The sequence below is a fragment of the Endozoicomonas sp. OPT23 genome (assembly GCF_009653635.1).
GTDB lineage: Bacteria > Pseudomonadota > Gammaproteobacteria > Pseudomonadales > Endozoicomonadaceae > Endozoicomonas_A.
This window is the reverse complement of sequence record NZ_PPFD01000008.1, coordinates 59447-78125: the sequence shown is the minus strand read 5'-3', so window position 1 is coordinate 78125 and position 18679 is coordinate 59447. Positions and strand designations below refer to the sequence as shown.

Annotated in this window: 15 protein-coding genes; 1 reads left to right on the top strand and 14 read right to left on the bottom strand. The window is 46.4% G+C overall.

Annotated features, from left to right (window positions below; genetic code table 11):
- Positions 1–517 precede the first annotated feature (517 nt).
- Positions 518–1165, top strand: a complete 648-nt coding sequence (locus EOPP23_RS19420; RefSeq protein ID WP_153767656.1) for a TetR/AcrR family transcriptional regulator — start codon at positions 518–520, stop codon at positions 1163–1165.
- A 101-nt stretch (positions 1166–1266) separates the two neighbouring features.
- On the opposite strand, the gene EOPP23_RS19415 is transcribed toward EOPP23_RS19420, so the two are convergent.
- The 14 genes from EOPP23_RS19415 to EOPP23_RS19350 form a co-directional block, all read right to left on the bottom strand.
- Complete coding sequence (locus EOPP23_RS19415; protein WP_153767655.1) at positions 1267–2559, bottom strand: hypothetical protein; 1293 nt, start codon at positions 2557–2559, stop codon at positions 1267–1269.
- 107 nt (positions 2560–2666) lie between these two features.
- Complete coding sequence (locus tag EOPP23_RS19410) at positions 2667–4226, bottom strand: SulP family inorganic anion transporter (protein ID WP_153767654.1); 1560 nt, start codon at positions 4224–4226, stop codon at positions 2667–2669.
- Between the two features lie 219 nt (positions 4227–4445).
- Positions 4446–5177: a hypothetical protein gene (locus tag EOPP23_RS19405; protein WP_153767653.1), complete on the bottom strand. Its 732-nt coding sequence runs from the start codon at positions 5175–5177 to the stop codon at positions 4446–4448.
- Between the two features lie 124 nt (positions 5178–5301).
- Positions 5302–5766 carry an RDD family protein gene (locus tag EOPP23_RS19400; RefSeq protein ID WP_153767652.1) on the bottom strand — a complete coding sequence of 155 codons (465 nt, stop codon included), beginning with the start codon at positions 5764–5766 and terminating at the stop codon, positions 5302–5304.
- A gap of 75 nt (positions 5767–5841) precedes the next feature.
- Entirely contained in the window at positions 5842–6318 is a 477-nt protein-coding gene (locus EOPP23_RS19395; RefSeq protein ID WP_370514834.1) for a glutathione peroxidase, read from the bottom strand.
- A 395-nt stretch (positions 6319–6713) separates the two neighbouring features.
- Positions 6714–8213 (bottom strand): CoA-acylating methylmalonate-semialdehyde dehydrogenase, encoded by a 1500-nt coding sequence (locus EOPP23_RS19390; RefSeq protein ID WP_153767662.1) that lies wholly within the window; start codon positions 8211–8213, stop codon positions 6714–6716.
- A 23-nt stretch (positions 8214–8236) separates the two neighbouring features.
- Positions 8237–9403 carry an iron-containing alcohol dehydrogenase gene (locus EOPP23_RS19385; protein ID WP_153767651.1) on the bottom strand — a complete coding sequence of 389 codons (1167 nt, stop codon included), beginning with the start codon at positions 9401–9403 and terminating at the stop codon, positions 8237–8239.
- Positions 9404–9406: 3 nt separating this feature from the next.
- Positions 9407–10993, bottom strand: a complete 1587-nt coding sequence (locus tag EOPP23_RS19380) for an FGGY-family carbohydrate kinase (RefSeq protein WP_153767650.1) — start codon at positions 10991–10993, stop codon at positions 9407–9409.
- A gap of 84 nt (positions 10994–11077) precedes the next feature.
- Positions 11078–11920: a class I fructose-bisphosphate aldolase gene (locus EOPP23_RS19375; protein WP_153767649.1), complete on the bottom strand. Its 843-nt coding sequence runs from the start codon at positions 11918–11920 to the stop codon at positions 11078–11080.
- A gap of 118 nt (positions 11921–12038) precedes the next feature.
- Positions 12039–13817 carry a glycerol-3-phosphate dehydrogenase/oxidase gene (locus EOPP23_RS19370; protein WP_153767648.1) on the bottom strand — a complete coding sequence of 593 codons (1779 nt, stop codon included), beginning with the start codon at positions 13815–13817 and terminating at the stop codon, positions 12039–12041.
- Between the two features lie 164 nt (positions 13818–13981).
- Positions 13982–14950: an aldo/keto reductase gene (locus tag EOPP23_RS19365; protein WP_153767647.1), complete on the bottom strand. Its 969-nt coding sequence runs from the start codon at positions 14948–14950 to the stop codon at positions 13982–13984.
- 42 nt (positions 14951–14992) lie between these two features.
- Positions 14993–15967 (bottom strand): sugar-binding transcriptional regulator, encoded by a 975-nt coding sequence (locus EOPP23_RS19360; protein WP_153767646.1) that lies wholly within the window; start codon positions 15965–15967, stop codon positions 14993–14995.
- Between the two features lie 27 nt (positions 15968–15994).
- Positions 15995–17017, bottom strand: coding sequence for an ABC transporter permease (locus tag EOPP23_RS19355; protein WP_228550801.1), 1023 nt, complete (start codon positions 17015–17017; stop codon positions 15995–15997).
- Positions 17014–18588 carry a sugar ABC transporter ATP-binding protein gene (locus tag EOPP23_RS19350; RefSeq protein WP_153767645.1) on the bottom strand — a complete coding sequence of 525 codons (1575 nt, stop codon included), beginning with the start codon at positions 18586–18588 and terminating at the stop codon, positions 17014–17016. The genes EOPP23_RS19355 and EOPP23_RS19350 overlap by 4 nt, the downstream gene beginning before the upstream one ends.
- Between the last annotated feature and the right edge of the window lie 91 nt (positions 18589–18679).

The following is an 18679-nucleotide window of genomic DNA, read 5'->3' as shown; positions in this document are numbered from 1 at the left end:
ACTCTTTCGAATCCGTAGAACCGGGTTGCAACTCGCTAGCCTCGTTCGTCTTGCGAAGAACTTTTCTTGGTCAGCGGCGGCGCATTCTACCGTGTCAGTGGATGTTGTCAACCGATCATTTCGATCAGCGATTCAGTTCCGCTGTTGTGGAGAGCTGTTCCGTTTGAGGTGGCGAACTATACAGGATCTGCTTATTCAATCAACAGGCTATTTTGAACAAACGTACTATTACCTACCTTCACCTTTCTAACCGTGCTTTTCTGCCCATCTTCTCCGCTAGCGCCTTCAGCACAATAAAAGAATGTGAATACAGATACTTAATCAGAGTCCTCGCTATTAAGGATGCTAAGTCAAAGAACATGAAAAGGAATATTTTTTTAAATCATCCTTTATTTGTTGAGATATGCATCTACTTTTATACGTGTCCCTTGAGAGAGTGCTGACTCCCTGCCACGAACTCGGATAAAGAAGTGGAACCTAAGTCAGTGACGTACACCCGAGCCTGAGGATTCAGCTGATGTCGAAGTCGACTATAAAGCCGCGTAAGCTTCCCGTTCAAAATCGTTCCAAGAAAAGAGTAGAAACGATCCTTGAGGTAACAGCACAGTTACTGGTTGAGGGTGGTTATGACAGTCTCACAGCTGTAGGTATTGCAGAAAGAGCCAGCATACCTGTCGCTTCGCTGTACCAATACTATCCCAATAAAGAGGCTGTTATTTACGCTCTTTGTGAAGATATGGTGAATGCGGTACTGCAGCGCTTTAATGAATACGAGAATTTTTCTGAGCACCAACTGTCTCTGGATGACCTATTGAAACTGATGGGAGAAAGAGAATACTCAGATCCAGCTAAACATCGACTTGAGTTTGAATTAAACAGAGCAATGATTGCCATGCCTCAGTTGTCCGATCTCCATAAGTCATTTGACGAACGTATCTCAGAAAGATATGCCAATATCCTTAGGCATTATGGTTCTCAATGGCGCCACGAGGAGTTAATCAACCTAGCCAGAATCATGTTCAGAATCGGTAATAGCTACTTTGAGCACATCAGTACAACTAAGGATAACCCTGCACTCGCTGAGCAAAGCAAAGATCTGGTATTGAGAGCGATTAATGCTCTGGTCAGAGACTCGATGGCGGAAACTGTACGACCTGTTGCATAAATAAAGGTAAGAGATAGCTCTCCCGCAAATTCATTAAGGACAAGGTTCGAACCGGGAGCTGTATCTAAAGGCATAAATAGCTACTCTCTAAGCACTATTTATCAGAGGTCATCATTACCGTCGTTAAAACCAGCTATTGTTTGCGGACCTACCCGCCTAAGTTCTGCAGGCGCATTATATGCCGCAGGTAATGGCAGATCAGCCAAATCTCGATGTTCATTTTCCGGGAATTCATCATAAGCTCTTTTTAGTGCTGCATTGGCAGAACTTTTACAAGATGCTGTGATGTTATGAATCAGGCTCTTTTTAACTCTCTCGGGCAGGTATGCACTATCAACAGCAAGGTGTAGCCACTCTATTCTACTGCTGATGAACTCTTTAGCTTCAGTCTCACTGGAGGTCAGTAGAGAGAATTCATCGACTTCAAGAATCCCACACAAACTTTGCTGAATCAGTTCCAGCTGCTGTTTCCACGCACTGTGTTTATCCATCGTAGCTAATATAGCTTTATCTGCACCTTCTGAAATCCCACTGATCACAGCATTCATCAAGCGGTTACTGGTTGTTGAATAACCATCAAAAAAACCTGCTCTTGATTTGCCTGCTTCCGCCACGTCCTTAACAAAGCTCAAACAATTATGTTCTGGCCCTCCCCAAAGCCACTTACGGCTGGCCAGTTCATCCAACTTATTTCTCATTGCATCTTCATCTTCACACTGAAGATCAATTTCATAAGCAATCTCGTTTTTCCATTTCTCTTGATAGTCAGAAAATTCTTCTCCATCAAGAAACTCAGGGTACCAATTGGCTGAACTGATTTGAGCATACCTTTCAGTTGCAGAACCAGGTTCACCAAAGGCAAGCAGGGCATGACCAAATTTATTGGTTGCTCCTCCTTTAATTACTACCAACCGCGGTTTAGTGAAATAGTGTTTCTGACTCTCTGGAATCCCATTAAGATAGTTACAGCCAAAAAGCATATCGGTGTTTTCACTAATAGCAGGGCCAAGAGCTGAAGGTCGAACATTTCTCACCCCTCCTCTGGCATCACGAATAGTCGGTTCCGGTGTCTGGTTAACTTTTATTGCATTCCCCAGCATGACTAATTGATCATCCATCAGAGCATAAAAGTTGAATATAATGTTCGCAGCCATAACCTTGAACTTCAGCCAGCTGATATTGATCTTATGGGTCATTCGAGAATAGAGGCTCTTTTTCCCTTTAGTGAAATCTGGTCTAACCAGATTCAGCAGCTTTTCCCTGATGTCAGCTGCACTGACGGTTCGCCCCCTGGCAGTTCGTGCGGCCGCTGTACTTTGAACAGACTTATCCGTGAAGGTTTTCAGCTCCACTTCAACCGTGCTTCGATTATTAGAAGAGGGTACAAAAGGCATAGCGACTGACTCAAGAATCCATTCTTCTAAAAAGAGTAGCCTTACCGCAGTAGATACAAAAAGCCCGGCTGAATAGCCGGGCTCAGTTTGCTATTGGTCAGCAATTATCAGGCGTTGGTCGCTACGAAGTACTTAGGATCTTCAATCACGTTAACTTCCACCATGTTGCCTGCCTTCTTCAGAAGAGCCTGGCAATCGCTGCTCAAATGCAGCAGATGCAGGGTTTTGCCAGAATTCATATAGCGTTCGGCCAGAGAGTCGATGGCTTCCAGACCTGAGTGGTCACAGACACGGGAATCCGCAAAATCAACAACGACATCATTGTTGTCATCTTTTGGATTGAACTGCTCCAGAAAGGAAGTGGCTGAGCCAAAAAACAACGGTCCGTGAACCTTATAAACAGTAGAACCTTTGTGATCCGCTTTCTTCTCAATACGAACCTGCTTGGCATGCTGCCATGCAAAGTTCAGAGCAGCAACAATCACACCAATGATTACAGCCATAGCCAGATCGGTCATAACCGTTACGACGGACACCAGCACCAGAACAAAAGCATCGCTCTTTGGTATTTTGCGCATGATCCGGAAACTACTGAACTCGAACGTCCCGATAACCACGATGAACATTACACCAACCAGAGCAGCAACAGGGATCTGTTCGATCAGGGAAGAGGCCACCAGAATAAAAGCCAGCAGGAACAGTGCAGCAGAAGCACCGGACAGTCGGCCACGACCACCAGAATTCACGTTGATCATGCTCTGGCCAATCATGGCACAGCCACCCATACCACCGAAGAAACCGGTAACAACGTTGGCAACACCCTGGCCCACACATTCACGGTTAGAGCTACCATGAGTTTCAGTGATTTCATCCACCATTCGCAGAGTCAGCAAAGATTCAATCAGACCGATAGCGGCCAGAATCAATGAGTACGGCAGAATGATCATGAAGGTTTCCCAGGTGAATGGCACCATAGGAATACTGAACTCAGGCAGGCCACCAGCAATACCGGCAACATCGCCGACTGTTTTGGTATCCAGATCCAGACCAATCACTAGCAGGGTAACAACCAGAATAGCCGCCAGAGAAGAAGGAATCGCTTTGGTCAGCTTTGGCAAGAAGTGGATGATAAACATGGTCAGAGCCACCAGGCCCAGCATCATATAAAGCTCTTTACCTTCCATCCAGGCTACGTCAGCAACACTGCCTTCCAGGAAAGTACCACTTAACCAGCCTGCACCGCCTTCAACACCGAACTGTCCCAGCTGAGCGAGGAAGATAACGATCGCCAGACCGTTAACAAAACCAAGCATTACCGGATGCGGAACCATGCGGATAAATTTACCCAGCTTCAAGGCACCGGCAAGTACCTGAATGACCCCCATCAGTACGACAGTTGCAAACAGGTACTGAACACCATGGTCTGCCACCAGGGCAACCATTACTACTGCCAGCGCACCGGTAGCACCGGAAATCATGCCCGGACGGCCACCGATTACAGCGGTAATCAGACCCACCATAAATGCAGCATAAAGGCCTACCAGCGGTTCAACACCAGCAACAAAGGCAAAAGCTACCGCTTCGGGAACCAGTGCCAGTGCAACTGTCAGGCCTGACAGCAGATCGTTTTTCACGCTGCCAGCCTGATTTGCTTTTAATTCAATCAATCTTTTCTCCGGAAAATCATTGTTTCAGACTTTTATGCTGCTCAGAGGTATTGGCTTTATCGCCTGAGTAAAGTCTGCCTTCAGTCATAGCTGAATAGTGAGGGTATGTATTTTGTAAAGACGCGAATTTTAAAGAAGTGGCTGACCAATAACAACGACCGTAAAGTCATATCCGATATCGTACATATCGCAATGGTCAGCTACTCATGGGGCGGGAAATCAAGCTTTGCTTATCTCAACCAGCTTGGAAACAATAACCTTGTTCATACGTTTAACGAGTTCAGGCACATTAATTTCATGGAAATTGATCAGTGCCTTCTCTATATAAACCCAGGCTCTGACAATTTCAGCCGCCGTTTTACCGGTTTCCGGAGACTCTCTTTTAATACGCTGCTCAAACTTCCTTACTCGCTCACCAAAGGCTTTGGCATCAACATCCAGCTTGTCGTATGGAAAACCTAAAAGACTCACAGCGCCTTCTGTGTAATACATTTCCAGACGTTGCATTTCAGCAGCCAGTTCCAGCGCCTCAACATCCAGAGCGGGTGATTTGATAGAGCGGTCATCACCACGAAGGGCTTTAACCATATTAGCCCGCGAGGTATTAACATCTACCGTCGCGTAGTGTGATGTATAACCTTCTTCCTTCATTTCATTCTTGCGTGAAAAACCTTTTAACGCTTTCCAGGCACTTCTGACTTCATTCAGCTTGGCTTGTTCTTCACTGCGAACACCGGCAAGCTTTCCGTCCATTTCTGTCAGTACAGTTTCAAGCTCTTCATAAGCCTCACTGTTACCTTCATCAAGGGATATATAGTAGAAAGAACTGGCTACCTTATAAGCTTGCTGTTCGAGAATCAGCTGATCTTTAATAGTCACAGCTGAGGTCAGGGGCACGTGCAGGCAAATTGCAGCGATCAGTAACAACCGTGAATACATCGCAGACTCCATTTTTTATATTCTTATTCTCTCTGTACGAGTAGTGCACTTGCTCAACAGGGAGACACCTTAAAGAGACAGCGGTAAAAAGTATTAAGTCACGTGATAAATAGCAATATCTGTTTTGGTTATTTTTCTATTCTTGATGCTTTTTTAGACGAATAACCACTGTTCCAGCTAATTTGTCGTGCAAGCCCTGCTTACGACGATCAAAAGCTATCCAGGCAAACCCTAAAAAGAAAGGAATCATAGAAGCGAAATAACTGAAGTAACGAATAACTGAAACTTTCACACTGGGCGGTAAACCTGTTTTAAGATCAACCACTTTCATAGGGATCAACATCTTACCCGGAGTTGCACCTTTCCAGTGCCAGAACAGTATAAAAATCACAGCAGGCAGTAGCCAATTAATCACTAAGTCCCAGCCACCCAACACCATGCCCGAACCAGAGAAAAGGTGGCCATATATCAAATAGGTTAATGGGACAGTGAAAACAATCAGAAAGAGGGTATCGAGTATGACGGCTCCAAGTCGTGCCAGAAAACCAGCGTACTGAATATTGTCATCTTCAAGGTTAATGGCCTGGTTTGTATCAGTCATGCTATTACCTGCATCTCAAGTGCTTCAGTTAGAGCTTTATCGGCGAGATTCAAAGTAATAGCAGGTTTCGTAATTCTATCCTTTCAGCGCCTGCTCAATGGCACTCTCAAGTGATTCCGGTTTTGTAGTTGGAGCATACCTTCCAACAATTCCCCCATCTCTTCCGATAAGAAACTTGGAGAAGTTCCATTTGATATTTTTCGTACCGAGGATGCCTGACGCCTGATTTTTGAGATCCTTATAAATAGGAGCAGTACAGTCACCGTTCACATCAATTTTTTCAAAAACCGGAAATGTAACGCCGTAGTTCTTCTGACAGAAACTGCCTATCTCACTGCTGTCTCCCTGTTCCTGCTTACCAAATTGATTACAGGGAAAACCGAGTACAACCAACCCCTGCTCACTGTACTTCTTGTATAAAGCTTCCAGTCCCTCGTATTGTGGAGTGAAACCACAGACACTGGCGGTATTCACAATCAATACGACCTTACCTTTAAAATCAGACAGTGGTTGTGCGGTTCCATCAAGCAGGGGCATTTCATAAGACGTCAGATCAATCATATTATTTTCTCGGGATTCTGAATCAGTCATGAATAAAAGTGCAGCTACAGCTTCTTGTAAAAAAGAGTAAGGGGGGCTGCACAAGTCACAGTTAAAGGACTTTAATAGAGAGGGTATCCGGTTTCGAGCGTTGAATGTAGGACTTAAAAAAAAGAGGCGGCTGGGACGAGCCGCCTCAAGAAGATGAGGATATGCGAGTCACTGGTGCCTTAAAGAGAAAGTATCGTGGACTTTCGTCTCCAGCCTGTCACCAGTAGATCAGGTCAAAATTCATTTCAATAAGCAGCTCCTTTCTTGTTATTCAATGAGAACGATTCTCATTCTACACTCAAGCAAAGATCTCGCAAGTGTTTTTGAGAATTATTTTCATTTAGAACATGACTGCCCTATTTCATGGTAGGCATAGTAAACACTGACTGAGAACTGTCGTGTTCATTCCAGCGAGATGTCACCATCTTCATGCGCGTATAAAAGCGCACACCATCAGGGCCATGCATATGCAAAGGGCCAAACAGTGAGCGCTTCCAACCACCAAAACTGTGGAAAGCCATAGGTACTGGCACAGGTACATTGATACCGACCATCCCCACCTGAATATGCTGGGCAAACTCTCTGGCCGCCTTACCATCTCTGGTGAACAGTGCTGTGCCATTGCCGTATTCATGGGAATTGATTAACTCGACCGCATCCTTGAAGGTACCTACACGACAAACAGAGAGTACTGGTCCAAAGATTTCTTCTTTATAGACCGTCATTTCAGGCGTGACATGATCAAACAGGCTCCCGCCAACAAAATACCCTTGTTCATGCCCTTCAACCTCCAAAGCACGGCCATCAATAACAAGCCTTGCCCCTTCTTCCACACCTTTATTGATATAACCAACAACCTTTTCACGGTGCTCTTTACTGATCAGCGGACCCATATCATTGGCCTGTTCGCTGATTCCAGGGCCAACTTTTAGCGCTTCAAGTCTGGGTTTCAGCTTTGCAATCAACTTTTCTGCAGTCTCTTCGCCAACAGGCACAGCCACTGAAATCGCCATGCAACGTTCACCCGCAGCACCGTAAGCTGCGCCGAGTAAAGCATCCGCAGCTTCATCCATGTCAGCATCCGGCATGATGACCATATGGTTTTTGGCTCCACCCAGTGCCTGAACTCTTTTACCGTTCGCACAGCCTGTGTTGTAGATATATTCAGCCACCGGCGTAGAACCTACAAAACTGATGGCCTCTACCTTGTCGTGTGTCAGCAGGACATCAACAACTTCTTTATCACCGTTTACGATATTGAATACACCGTCAGGTAGACCTGCTTCTTTTAACAGCTCAGCCATTCTTAACGCTGTGGAAGGTACTTTTTCTGAGGGTTTAAGGACAAAGGTATTACCGCAGGCCAAAGCGACAGGGAACATCCACATAGGCACCATGGCAGGAAAGTTAAAAGGCACAATACCCGCACAAACACCCAAAGGGGTCATCATCGACCAGCTGTCCACACCTGTTCCCACATTCATCGACTGCTCACCTTTCTGCAGGTGAGGAATGCCACAGGCAAACTCGACTACTTCGAGGCCACGGGTCATCTCTCCCATGGCATCAGGAAGGGTTTTACCGTGTTCAATGGAGATAAGAGTCGCCAACGCTTCCATATTTCTTTCAATCAACTCTTTAAACCGGAAAAGAACGCGGGCTCGCTTAAGAGGGCTGGTCTGTGACCATGCAGGAAAAGCATTTGCAGCAGCCTCGACAACTTCTGCAGCTTCCTCAGCTGATGACAAAGACACTGCCTTTATAGCCTCACCGGTTGCCGGATTAAAAATGGTCCCCTTTCGATCACTGGTGCTGTTAACAGAGCGGCCGTTTATAAAGTTTCCAAGAACATTCATTGCGATTAAATCCATTTGCTGAGTCATTGCTGCTCCCAGATTTTCGTATAGAGAGAGACCATCTCTTCTTTGCTGGGCTGACGGGGATTATTGTTCGGAGAGCCGGAAGCCAGTGCCTGCTCTGCCATTAATTCTAAGAGACTGAAGAAACGCTCCTTCTCAATGCCATATTCAGCAAACCCCGGCACTTCCAGCTCTTTATTAATGGCTTTCAATTCAGTCAGCAGCTTTTCATTAGCGACTGCATCACTGTCTGCAGGTTCAGCAACAGTCATAGCTCTGGCACAGTCTGCATAGCGCTCACTGGCCGCTTCAATTGAATATTCAGTGATTGCTGGCAATAACATGGCGTTACTTAATCCATGGGGTACATGAAAATGAGCACCAATCGGACGACTCATTCCGTGTACTAAAGCGACGGAGGCATTGGAAAAAGCGACACCTGCCAGAGTTGCGCCCAGCATCATGGCTTCACGGGCTTTACGATTGTCAGGTTCGTGATAAACACGACGAAGATTAGGTGCAATCAAAGCCATGGCCTGCAGCGCCTGAGAGTCACTGTAAGCATTGGCTTTACGGCTGACATACGCCTCCATAGCATGAGTCAACGCATCAATTCCTGTATCCGCAGTTACCCGCGCAGGCAGTGATAGAGTCAGTTCATAATCCACCAGCGCAGCAACAGGCATAAAGCCCAAGCCTGCACAGAGCATTTTTTCATCACTGTTTGCATCGGTAATGATGGTAAAACGAGTTGCTTCAGAGCCTGTACCTGCAGTCGTTGGAATAGCAATTATGGGCAACCCTGTTTCACTGACGTCTCTTGGCACACGGTAGTCACGCATAGCTCCACCGAACTTGCCAAGGATCGAGATTGCTTTTGCGCTATCTATCGGACTACCGCCGCCTAAAGCAATAATCGAGTCGTAATCACCTTCTTCGATCATGGCTACACCGGCCATGATCGATTCATCGGTTGGTTCAGGCAGGCAGTCTGCGAATAATCCACAGTTAATCCCCTGCTCTTTCAAGGGCAACTCTATTCGCTCGACATAGCCAAGCTGTTTCATCATTTGGTCAGTAACAATAAGAGGCTTCTCACAGTTGAATTTGCTCAGTATGCTGGCAACTTCACTGCTGGCGCCTGCGCCCACCTGCATGACTCTGGGAAGAACAATAGCTGATGACATAATTCAGACTCCCATGGGTATTTTTATTTTGATTGAAGCTTTTTCAGTTCTTTTCTCGGCTTTATCTTCAGAAAAGTCCTGTAACTGCAGCTGATCGCAATACTCCGACATCAACTCAACCAGAAGCTGATAACGCTGATAGCGCCTCTTATAAAGCGATTGTGGTTTTTTATCCGGCAGATGTTGTCTTTCCACTTCTGTCATGGAGGCGACACCTTCCTGATAACTACTGAATAAACCTACTCCTATTCCTGCAGCCATAGCCGCACCCTTTGCACCAATTTCAGTACCTGCCGGTATGGTGACTGGTATATCCAGAATATCTGCAAACATCTGCGACCAGACTTCACTTCTAGAGCCTCCACCCGTTAATCTCGCAGAGTCAAAGTATGCGCCTGCAGCTCTTAACCTTTTAACATGGCTCAAATGACCGAAACCTACACCTTCATAAAGTGACTTGAGCATTTCTGCCTTCCCCTGTCCTCCGGAAATACCAAAGAACCCGGCTCTCAATTTTGGGTGTTCGTTAGAGCCGTGCAGGAAAGGGTGATAAATAGGAAGGTTGTCACTCAACGGAACATCTGAAATCAGCTCATTACAGTCTTCAAATACAGAATGACCAGCTTTTCTGGCTGCAGCCTTTTCTTCACCAAAGAACTCATTTACAAACCAGTCCAGATTTGTCGCCGATGTAGCACTGGACTCGATCGCCATAAATCGTTCCTGATCAAAAACGCAGGACATAAACAATTCAGGATTGTTAATGGGCTTTTCAGTAATGACCTGGTTAATACTCCATGTGCCGGCAATAATCGACGCTTGCCCGGTATTTACTACTCCGGAGCCCAGAGCACTGGCGACAACATCAAATAAACCTGCAACAACAGGAGTTCCTTCAACCAGACCTGTTTCACTGGCAGCCTGATGGCTGATTCCACTGACAATCTCAGTACTGTTTAGTAGTGGTGGTAGAAACTCCCGTGCTTCAGGCATACCGTAGAGTTCCAGCAGTTTATTGCTGTACTGCTTTTTCTGCATATCCAGAAGACCTGCACCACTGCTGTCGGTGTAATCGGTTGCGATAACACCCGTGAGACAGAAATTGATGTAGTCCTTACAGAAAAATGCGGTACCAATCTCCTTGTATAAAAAAGACCGGTGACGTTTTAACCAGGCCAGTATCATTCCGGTCTGTGCAGACCAGATTCCCTGGAGGTTAATAGGGTAAATGGCATCGTCTTTACCTTCACGCTTCCACTCAGCCACCAGATCAGCTGCTCTTGAATCAAGAGAAGGTATTGCCAGCATGGGCTGCTGTTTTCTATCAAGAAGATAGAGCCCGTTCCCCTGACCACTACAACCAATTGCGGCAACCTGCTCTGCTTTAATATCAGCCTTGATTAAGACTTGCCTGATCGCTCTGGTGGTTTGCTGCCAGACATCATTCATATCCCTTTCAACACAGCCAGGTGCCGGATAGAGAGTTTTGACTGGCTCTGCAGCGACAGCAACCTCCTTTCCTGAGAGGGAAAAGAGAGCCGCCTTGGTTACCGTATTGCCATTATCAAGGCCCAGCAGATACTGCTGCATAAACGTCACCTTTCTTTTTATTATTGTTCAGCGCACTTCTACTAATACACCTTGTTTTTATTCAGCACAAACAACGGTGACTCATTATTTTGTATGGTAAATATCCCAAGCCTGTTCAGCACTGGCGCTATCGTGGATCATTGCCATAAAAGCCTTAACCACCTGACGTGGATTCTCATGCTGGTAAATATTACGGCCGTAGACCATACCCATAGCACCCTGATCCAGTAGCTGTCTGGCTTTACCAAACACGCCCTTCAAGTCTTCCTTACCGCCGCCGCGCACAAGAACTGGGCAGCGAGCCGCTTCAACCACTTTATGAAAGTCTTCTGCATTCGCTGTTGGGTCAGCCTTGATAATATCAGCACCCATTTCTCGAGCGAGCCTGACCAGAGTGACTATTTTTTCACAATCACCGTCCACCATATAACCGCCACGGATACTGTTATCCTGCATCACCAATGGTTCAATCATCAAAGGCATGCCGTATTTATCGCACTCGCTCCTTATACGACTGATATTCTCTACACACTGTCGAAACAGTTCAGGTTCGCCGGGCAACATAAACAGGTTTACTACAACACAGGCTGCATCCATCTGAAGGGCTTGCAGCAATGGATCCTGATTATTCTGCAACTGAGCCCACATGACTTCATGGCGCTGGTCGTTGTAGGGGTTACCCATATCAACTCGCATCACCAATGCAGGTTTATCCTTGCCCTCTACTTCCTGTAACAGATCACTTTGGCCGTAGTTCATCTGGATAGCATCTGGGCCAGCATCAATCAGCTGGTTAACCACCTGCCCCATATTTTCAAGGCCGTCCATGAAACCTGGCTCGTTACAAACACCATGATCGATAGCGACATCCAGGCATTTCCCATGGTTAAACAGCCGCTTCATACGAACTTTTTTAGTGAGATACATGACTCCGTTCTCCTGTCTTTTAGTCATTTAAGTGTGCAGACACACAAAATCGTGTAGTTATCAGTTCTTTGCTCGCCGAAGACCGGCAAAGAATCTGCGAACACGGATATCCGGGTACTTATATAGCCAGACTTTCAGTTAACTCAGATGCTGCTACAGGCTGTTGTTTTTGTTGGGTTGATAAGCGTGATGATAGTGTCTTGTAATCAAGGCCATGATATTGCTCCAGATAGGACAACGAGTTGCCTAGCTCGAGCTCTTTACGCTTCTGATTCCAGCCCTTCTGCATGGCCAGCAGATCATTGATTTCACGAATAACATCAAGGTTCAGATCACCACTGATGGCCAGAGAGGTTCTTCTAAGCAGCAGATCGTTAAGACACTCCACCTGTTCCTTTTCAATCAGAAAGCGAACTTCCCCAGTTGAGTAATCAGGGTGGCTGAGCAACGGTCTGTTCTGTTTACTGACCAAAAACTCGGCCAGTTCAGTAGCCCTTGTGCCATAACGAGCCAGAAGTATTTCTGCTCTGCTATCAGTGCATTGGCACTGTTCACTGATTGCGTTAAGCCACTGCTTTTTCTCAAACAGGGTTTCTGGAAAATCTTTACCGCCACCAATCTCAACCTGCTCAGTCGAACAGTGTCTTGGTTGCTTCAGTTCTGTCAGTAACTGGTCCGCTATCTGCTGGCCAAAGGCTCGAAACGTGGTCCACTTGCCTCCGATTAAAGAAAATATTGGGTAGGACCTGGCTTCGTTTGCGGGCAAGACCTGACAACTGTGACTTCTTGATATCTGCCCCGTGGTTGCAGACGTACTGGAAGGCAGTGGGCGTACGCCACTGAAACGATAAAGGATCTCTTCTCGCTCTATATGGATACTAGGGAAAATGTATTTCAGAGATTCAAGAATGTAGGTTTCTTCTTCAGGTGTGCAATGAACACCATTGGCTGAAACAACGGGGAGATCTGTTGAACCCACCAGCACATTGCCCATATAGGGAAACAGAATACAAACCCGCCCTTCAGCGTTTTCGTAATACACCATGCCATCGCCCGTGGCACGGTAGAGGTCATCATTACGAATAATCAGGTGGGAGCCTTTGGTTCCACCGATGAAATCCGTTCTTTTTGAGATGCTCTGATTGGTATCATCTATCCATGCACCCGTTGCGTTTACAACCAGTTCCGGTTCGATACTGAATTCTTCACCTGTCACACTATCCTTGAGAATCAGGCTGTCTTCATCACTTCTTTCCAGACGCACATAATTAAGGGCGATTGCAGAGTCAGATGCCTGCTCAGCATCAGAAACCAGCTCCATACCCAGCCTTTCAGGAAAACTGATCCAGGCATCGTAGTAAGTCGCACTGCATACTGCGTCCTTATTAAGGAAGGACCATTTTCGAAAGGTTTCTTTCTTTGAATGGAACCTGTGCTTTGGCATCGTTGTTTTTCCACGAGTGAAAAAATCGTAGAAAGACAAGCCCAATTTGATAATCAAGGCTCCACGTTTAGCAGGCTTTTCATTAAGACCGAAAAACTTCAATGCATTCGCAAAAACACCATCCATCCAGGAAAATACCGGAATCGTTGTTGGCAAAGGAAAAACATAGTGTCGAGCGTTTTTCAGTAGCAGATTTCGTTCATGGAGCGATTCCCGCACCAGGGCAAACTCGCCATTTTCCATATAGCGAAGACCACCATGAATCATTCTGGAAGGAGCCGAACTGGCCGCACCACAATAGTCGCCCTGCTCAACCAGAAGAACATCAACACCCTGCAGTGCCAACTCCCGAAACAGACCGATACCATTGATTCCACCACCAACAATCACCACGGATTTTTTCGAGTGTTCTTTCAGCCGCTTAATCTTTCCTTGTCGTGTTTTTACATTCATAACATTTGACTCAATCAATAGGCCGGCAAAAACCCCAGGCAATAGAATTCCGCAAAGCTAATATCAGCTTTCAATTTATTCAGTGTGTACACACGTAATCGAGCAGTAATCAGCCTTTTACTCGCCTCCGGCTCGCAAAAGGCTTATGAGCTCGTATGTTCTATTCAGAAATACGCTGCTAACGCCGAACTCACCTGATCCAGTTCACTATTGGTCAGTGAAACCGCTCCAGCTGCTGCATTTTCCTTTGCCTGTACCGGATTTCTGGCTCCGCACAGTGCGAACATCTGACTGGATTGCGACACTGTCCAGGCAATAACCAGTTGCCCAAGAGTGATATTGTGCTGATCAGCCACCGGTTTCATTTTAGAAAGCATCGCTGCGATTTTCTGGCGATTTTCCTGACTGAATCTTGGATCTTCTATGCGCTGGTCATCACCACTGAACGTTCTTTCAGGGTCTATCTTTCCGGTTAACAACCCTTGAGCCAGAGGTGAATAACTGAGAATAGAAACATTGTTCTGTTCACTCAGAGGCAAGAGCCCGGATTCTATCTCCCGATCCAGCATGCTGTACTTTTCCTGAATGGAATCCAGTGTGCCGCTCTCAAGGTATTCAGACATTTCTTCTTTATTAACGTTACTGATACCGATGGCTCGAATTTTCCCTTCTTTCTTTAATTCTTCGAGTATTGCCATGGTTTCTGAAACAGGTGTCGTAGGGTCCTGCCAGTGGGTAATGTAGAGATCAATATAATCCGTGCCCAGTCGCTTAAGACTTTGCTCAAGCTCATATCGAATAGAGTCTGCGCCAAGATAACGATGAACCGGTTTACCTTCTTCATCAAAGAAGTGATTACCCTTGTCGGTATGCCATACAAGACCGCACTTGGTTGCAATAACCACTTTATCTCTGCGGCCTTTAATGGCCTCTCCGACAATCTCTTCTGAACGACCCAGACCATAAGCCGGTGCGGTATCAATCAGGTTTACACCACTGTCCAGAGCACTGTGAATAGCAGCAACCGAATCCTTATCATTGCCGCCACCCCACATCCAGCCACCCATGGCCCAGGTACCCAGGCCAATCACTGAGGTTTCAATATCTGTTGTGCCGAGCTTCTTATATTTCATAGTCTCTTACCTGGCTCGGTGACTCAGTCAGTCACCACATAGTTATTTATTATTCTTTTCCAATACTTCCAAAACACCCAATGACGTACTTTCATCGGTAATAAGCGTTTTTAGTCGTCCACTTCTCAAAGCACCACTAATAGGGGCTATCTTGTCAGGCCCTGCGGATACTCCAATGGAGAGTGAAACGTCCTGTAATTCATCCAGAGTCAGACCGACCAGCTTGTCGTTATACTCTGGCAGACAGGGAAAACCCTGCGAGTCATAAAGGTGTGCAAACAGATCACCGACGGCATCCGCCTTTTCAATTTTGCTTCTTTCATTGGCAGACGCCGGGTAGAGATCAAAATAACTGGAATCATCCGGCAGAATGGAACCAATACCGAGTAAGGCGATATCAGCCTTTCTCGCCTGATCGAGAATCTCCTTTGTCTGACGCACTTTTAACAGCATGTTTCTTTCACTGGCACTGTCCGCGAACAATGGTGCATGCAGCTGTCGTGCACTGCCTCCCAGTTTCTCCGCCAGCTGGCTGGCGAGATGATTTACATCGGTATAGTGCTTACCCTGTACGCCACCTGTGGCAGGCACAACGGTAATATTTTTGTATTCCTGCCTGGGTCGGATTTCGTCAACAATAGCGCTGACCGCTTTACCGCCACTGACACAAATTGTGCAGTTATCTTTCAGGTTCTCGAGCAAATAACTGGCAGCAGCTGCACCGGCAGACTTCACCATCATATTGGCATCTGTCGAGAAATCCGGAGCAATCACCACGTCAGAAATATTGCTGACTGCCTTGATCCGCTGTTCAATATCAAAGAGATGTTTGAACGGCGTATTGATGCTGATTTCAATCCAGCCCTGCTCCCTGGCCTGCCGAATAATCCGGTTTACCTTGGCAGTCGACAGCCCCAGTGTTTTGGCGATGTCTGACTGACTGCGCTCTTCGATGTAATGCAGACTGATCACCTTGGTAAAAAGTCTGGCATTGTCAAAATCAGTCATGCTGTTCATGCAATACCTTTGAATGCTTTGCGTCGTTTAACGGCTACTGCGTCTATTATGAAGAATCTGGTCGATGGAGACAGCCATCAAAAGAATCATGCCCTTGATTAAATCCTGCCAGTAGACCGATATATTCAGAAGAATCAGGGAGCTGGAAACAATCGACAGCAAGGCAATACCAAGGATCGCTCCCAGTACACTACCTTCGCCGCCTTTCAGACTAGCGCCACCAATAACCGCCGCAGCAATGATATTCAGTTCCAGTCCAACACCAAAGTTGGGAGTAGCCGCACCAAATTTTGACATGTAAAGAATGCCGGCAAAACCTGCCAGTGTTGAGCAAAGGATAATGGCACCCAGCTTTACGCGGTTGGTATTGATGCCTGAATACTCTGCCGCCTTTTCATTACTGCCGGTATAGAAAACCTTTCGAAAGGCTGATGCATTTCTCAGCATATAATCGCTGATGATGATCACCACAAAGAAGACAATGATGACAAAAGGCACACCAAACACTGAGCCCTGACCGATGAACTTGAACTCCGGTGGTAATGAAAACAGCGAAAGAGGCGTTCCCTGAGTAATAATCATGCTCAAGCCGCGAGCAATGCCCATCAAAGCCAGCGTTGCAATAAAAGTATGAAGACCAATTCGAGTAACAGTCAGCCCGGTCAGGTAACCAAGGAAAGAGCAGCTGCCAATACTGACCACGCTTGCCAACCAGGGGTTCATGCCTAACAGGAACAGCTTGCCGGCAATCACCATCGCCAGACACATGACTGCACCTACCGAGAGGTCAATGCCTCCCACTATGATCAGCACGGTCATGCCTACAACCACGATGCCCTCAGTCGCAAACGACAGCATCATGGCTTTCATATTGGGCCAGGTGAGGAAGTATTCTGAAGCAAAGCTCATGGTGACGAAGATAGCTGCGATGATCAAAATCAACGTCGCTTCTCGCATATTCTTGAAGCTACCCAACCACTGTCTCTTTGGAGAGAGTTCTGGCGCTGTTTCAAGAACATTCATGCTGTGATTGGTACCTGAATGGTTCATGCCACTTCCAGCCCTTTTGTTTTTATTATTGTTTTCTTGCTTGTTCCGGACACGCTTTCGGTTTTCTGTCCAAGACCTGAGGCCAGATGGATAATATTTTGTTCAGTGATTTCATCGCCGGTCAGTGTGCCTTGCTGCTCACCTTCATGCATAACCATGACACGGTCACAGAGGCCTACAACTTCGGGTAATTCCGATGAAATTACGATAACGCCAACACCTTCATTGGCCAGCTTGCGAATCAGCTGATGAATCTCGACCTTGGCACCTACATCAATACCACGGGTCGGCTCATCCATAATGATGATGGAAGGGTTCACCGACAGCATTTTCGCCAAGGCTACTTTCTGCTGGTTACCACCACTGAGTGATGACACCGGTTTGTCCATACCGGCACTTTTCAGCTTCAGTTGATCAGTGAGCTTTTGTGCCTGTTTCCTTTCTGCAGCAGGGTCAATGCACTTCATGTTGTTGCAAACCTGCTCCAGCTTCAGAACCGAGATGTTTCGCGCAATGGATACATCCAGAAATACACCGTCTTCTTTCCGGTCTTCAGAAAGATAAACAATGCCCTGATTAATACTGTCGCTGTAATGCTTAATAGAAGCAGGCTGACCTTTAAAACTGATCTCGCCTGAGGTTTTGGCATGAAGTCCGCAGATCGCTTTAACCATCTCGCTGCGACCCGCTCCAATCAGACCGGAAACACCGAAGATTTCACCTTGGTGCAGCTTGAATTGAATGTCGTTGAAGCGATCACCATCAGAAAGGTTGGCCACTTCCAACATAACATCCAAATTAGCGAAATCTTCCTGTAGCTTTTCAGGATAAAGGTGCCCTACATCCCGGCCAACCATGCTTTTAACAACATTGTCCGGTGAAGTATCTTTAATACGGTCAGTACACACCCAGATTCCATCCCTGAGTACGGTAACCCGATCACATTGTTCAAACACTTCAGCCATTCGATGACTGATATAGATGATACTTATGCCTTTGGCTTTCAAAGCCTGCATAATATTGAAGAGCGCCTGGGATTCTGCTTCAGTCAGTGCTGCTGTTGGTTCGTCCAGAATCAGCACGTCACAATCAAGCGACAGAGCTTTAGCTATTTCCACCAGCTGCTGCTCGGAGATACTCAAGGAGTCGAGTCGAGCTGATGGATTAATATGAGGAGCAATATCTTTGAGGCTTTCTTTCGCCCTTTTATTCATTTCTGAATAGTTAACAAACCACTTTTTACTCTGATTGGTCAGCGCCATGTTGATGTTTTCAGCCACTGAAACATCCGGGCAGAGCACTATTTCCTGGTGCACAAAACCTATTCCCAGCTTCTGCGCTTCCAGAGCTCCGTTGATAACAACCTTCTTGCCTTTTATATGGATATTGCCGGAATCAGGCTGATGCAGACCATCAATCACTTTCATCAGGGTTGATTTACCGGCTCCGTTTTCACCACAAAGCGCATGTATCTCACCTTGATGAAGAGTGAAGTTGACGCCTGCCAGTGCTTTGGTGGGACCAAAGCACTTATGGACATCAACTATCTCCATGATCACTTCATTACTCATAGCCCAACTCCGACATTCTTATGATTCTTATTAGGAGTAATTAAAAGGAGTGGTGAACCGGGCCGGGACCCAGCTCAACCACTCAAGAGCA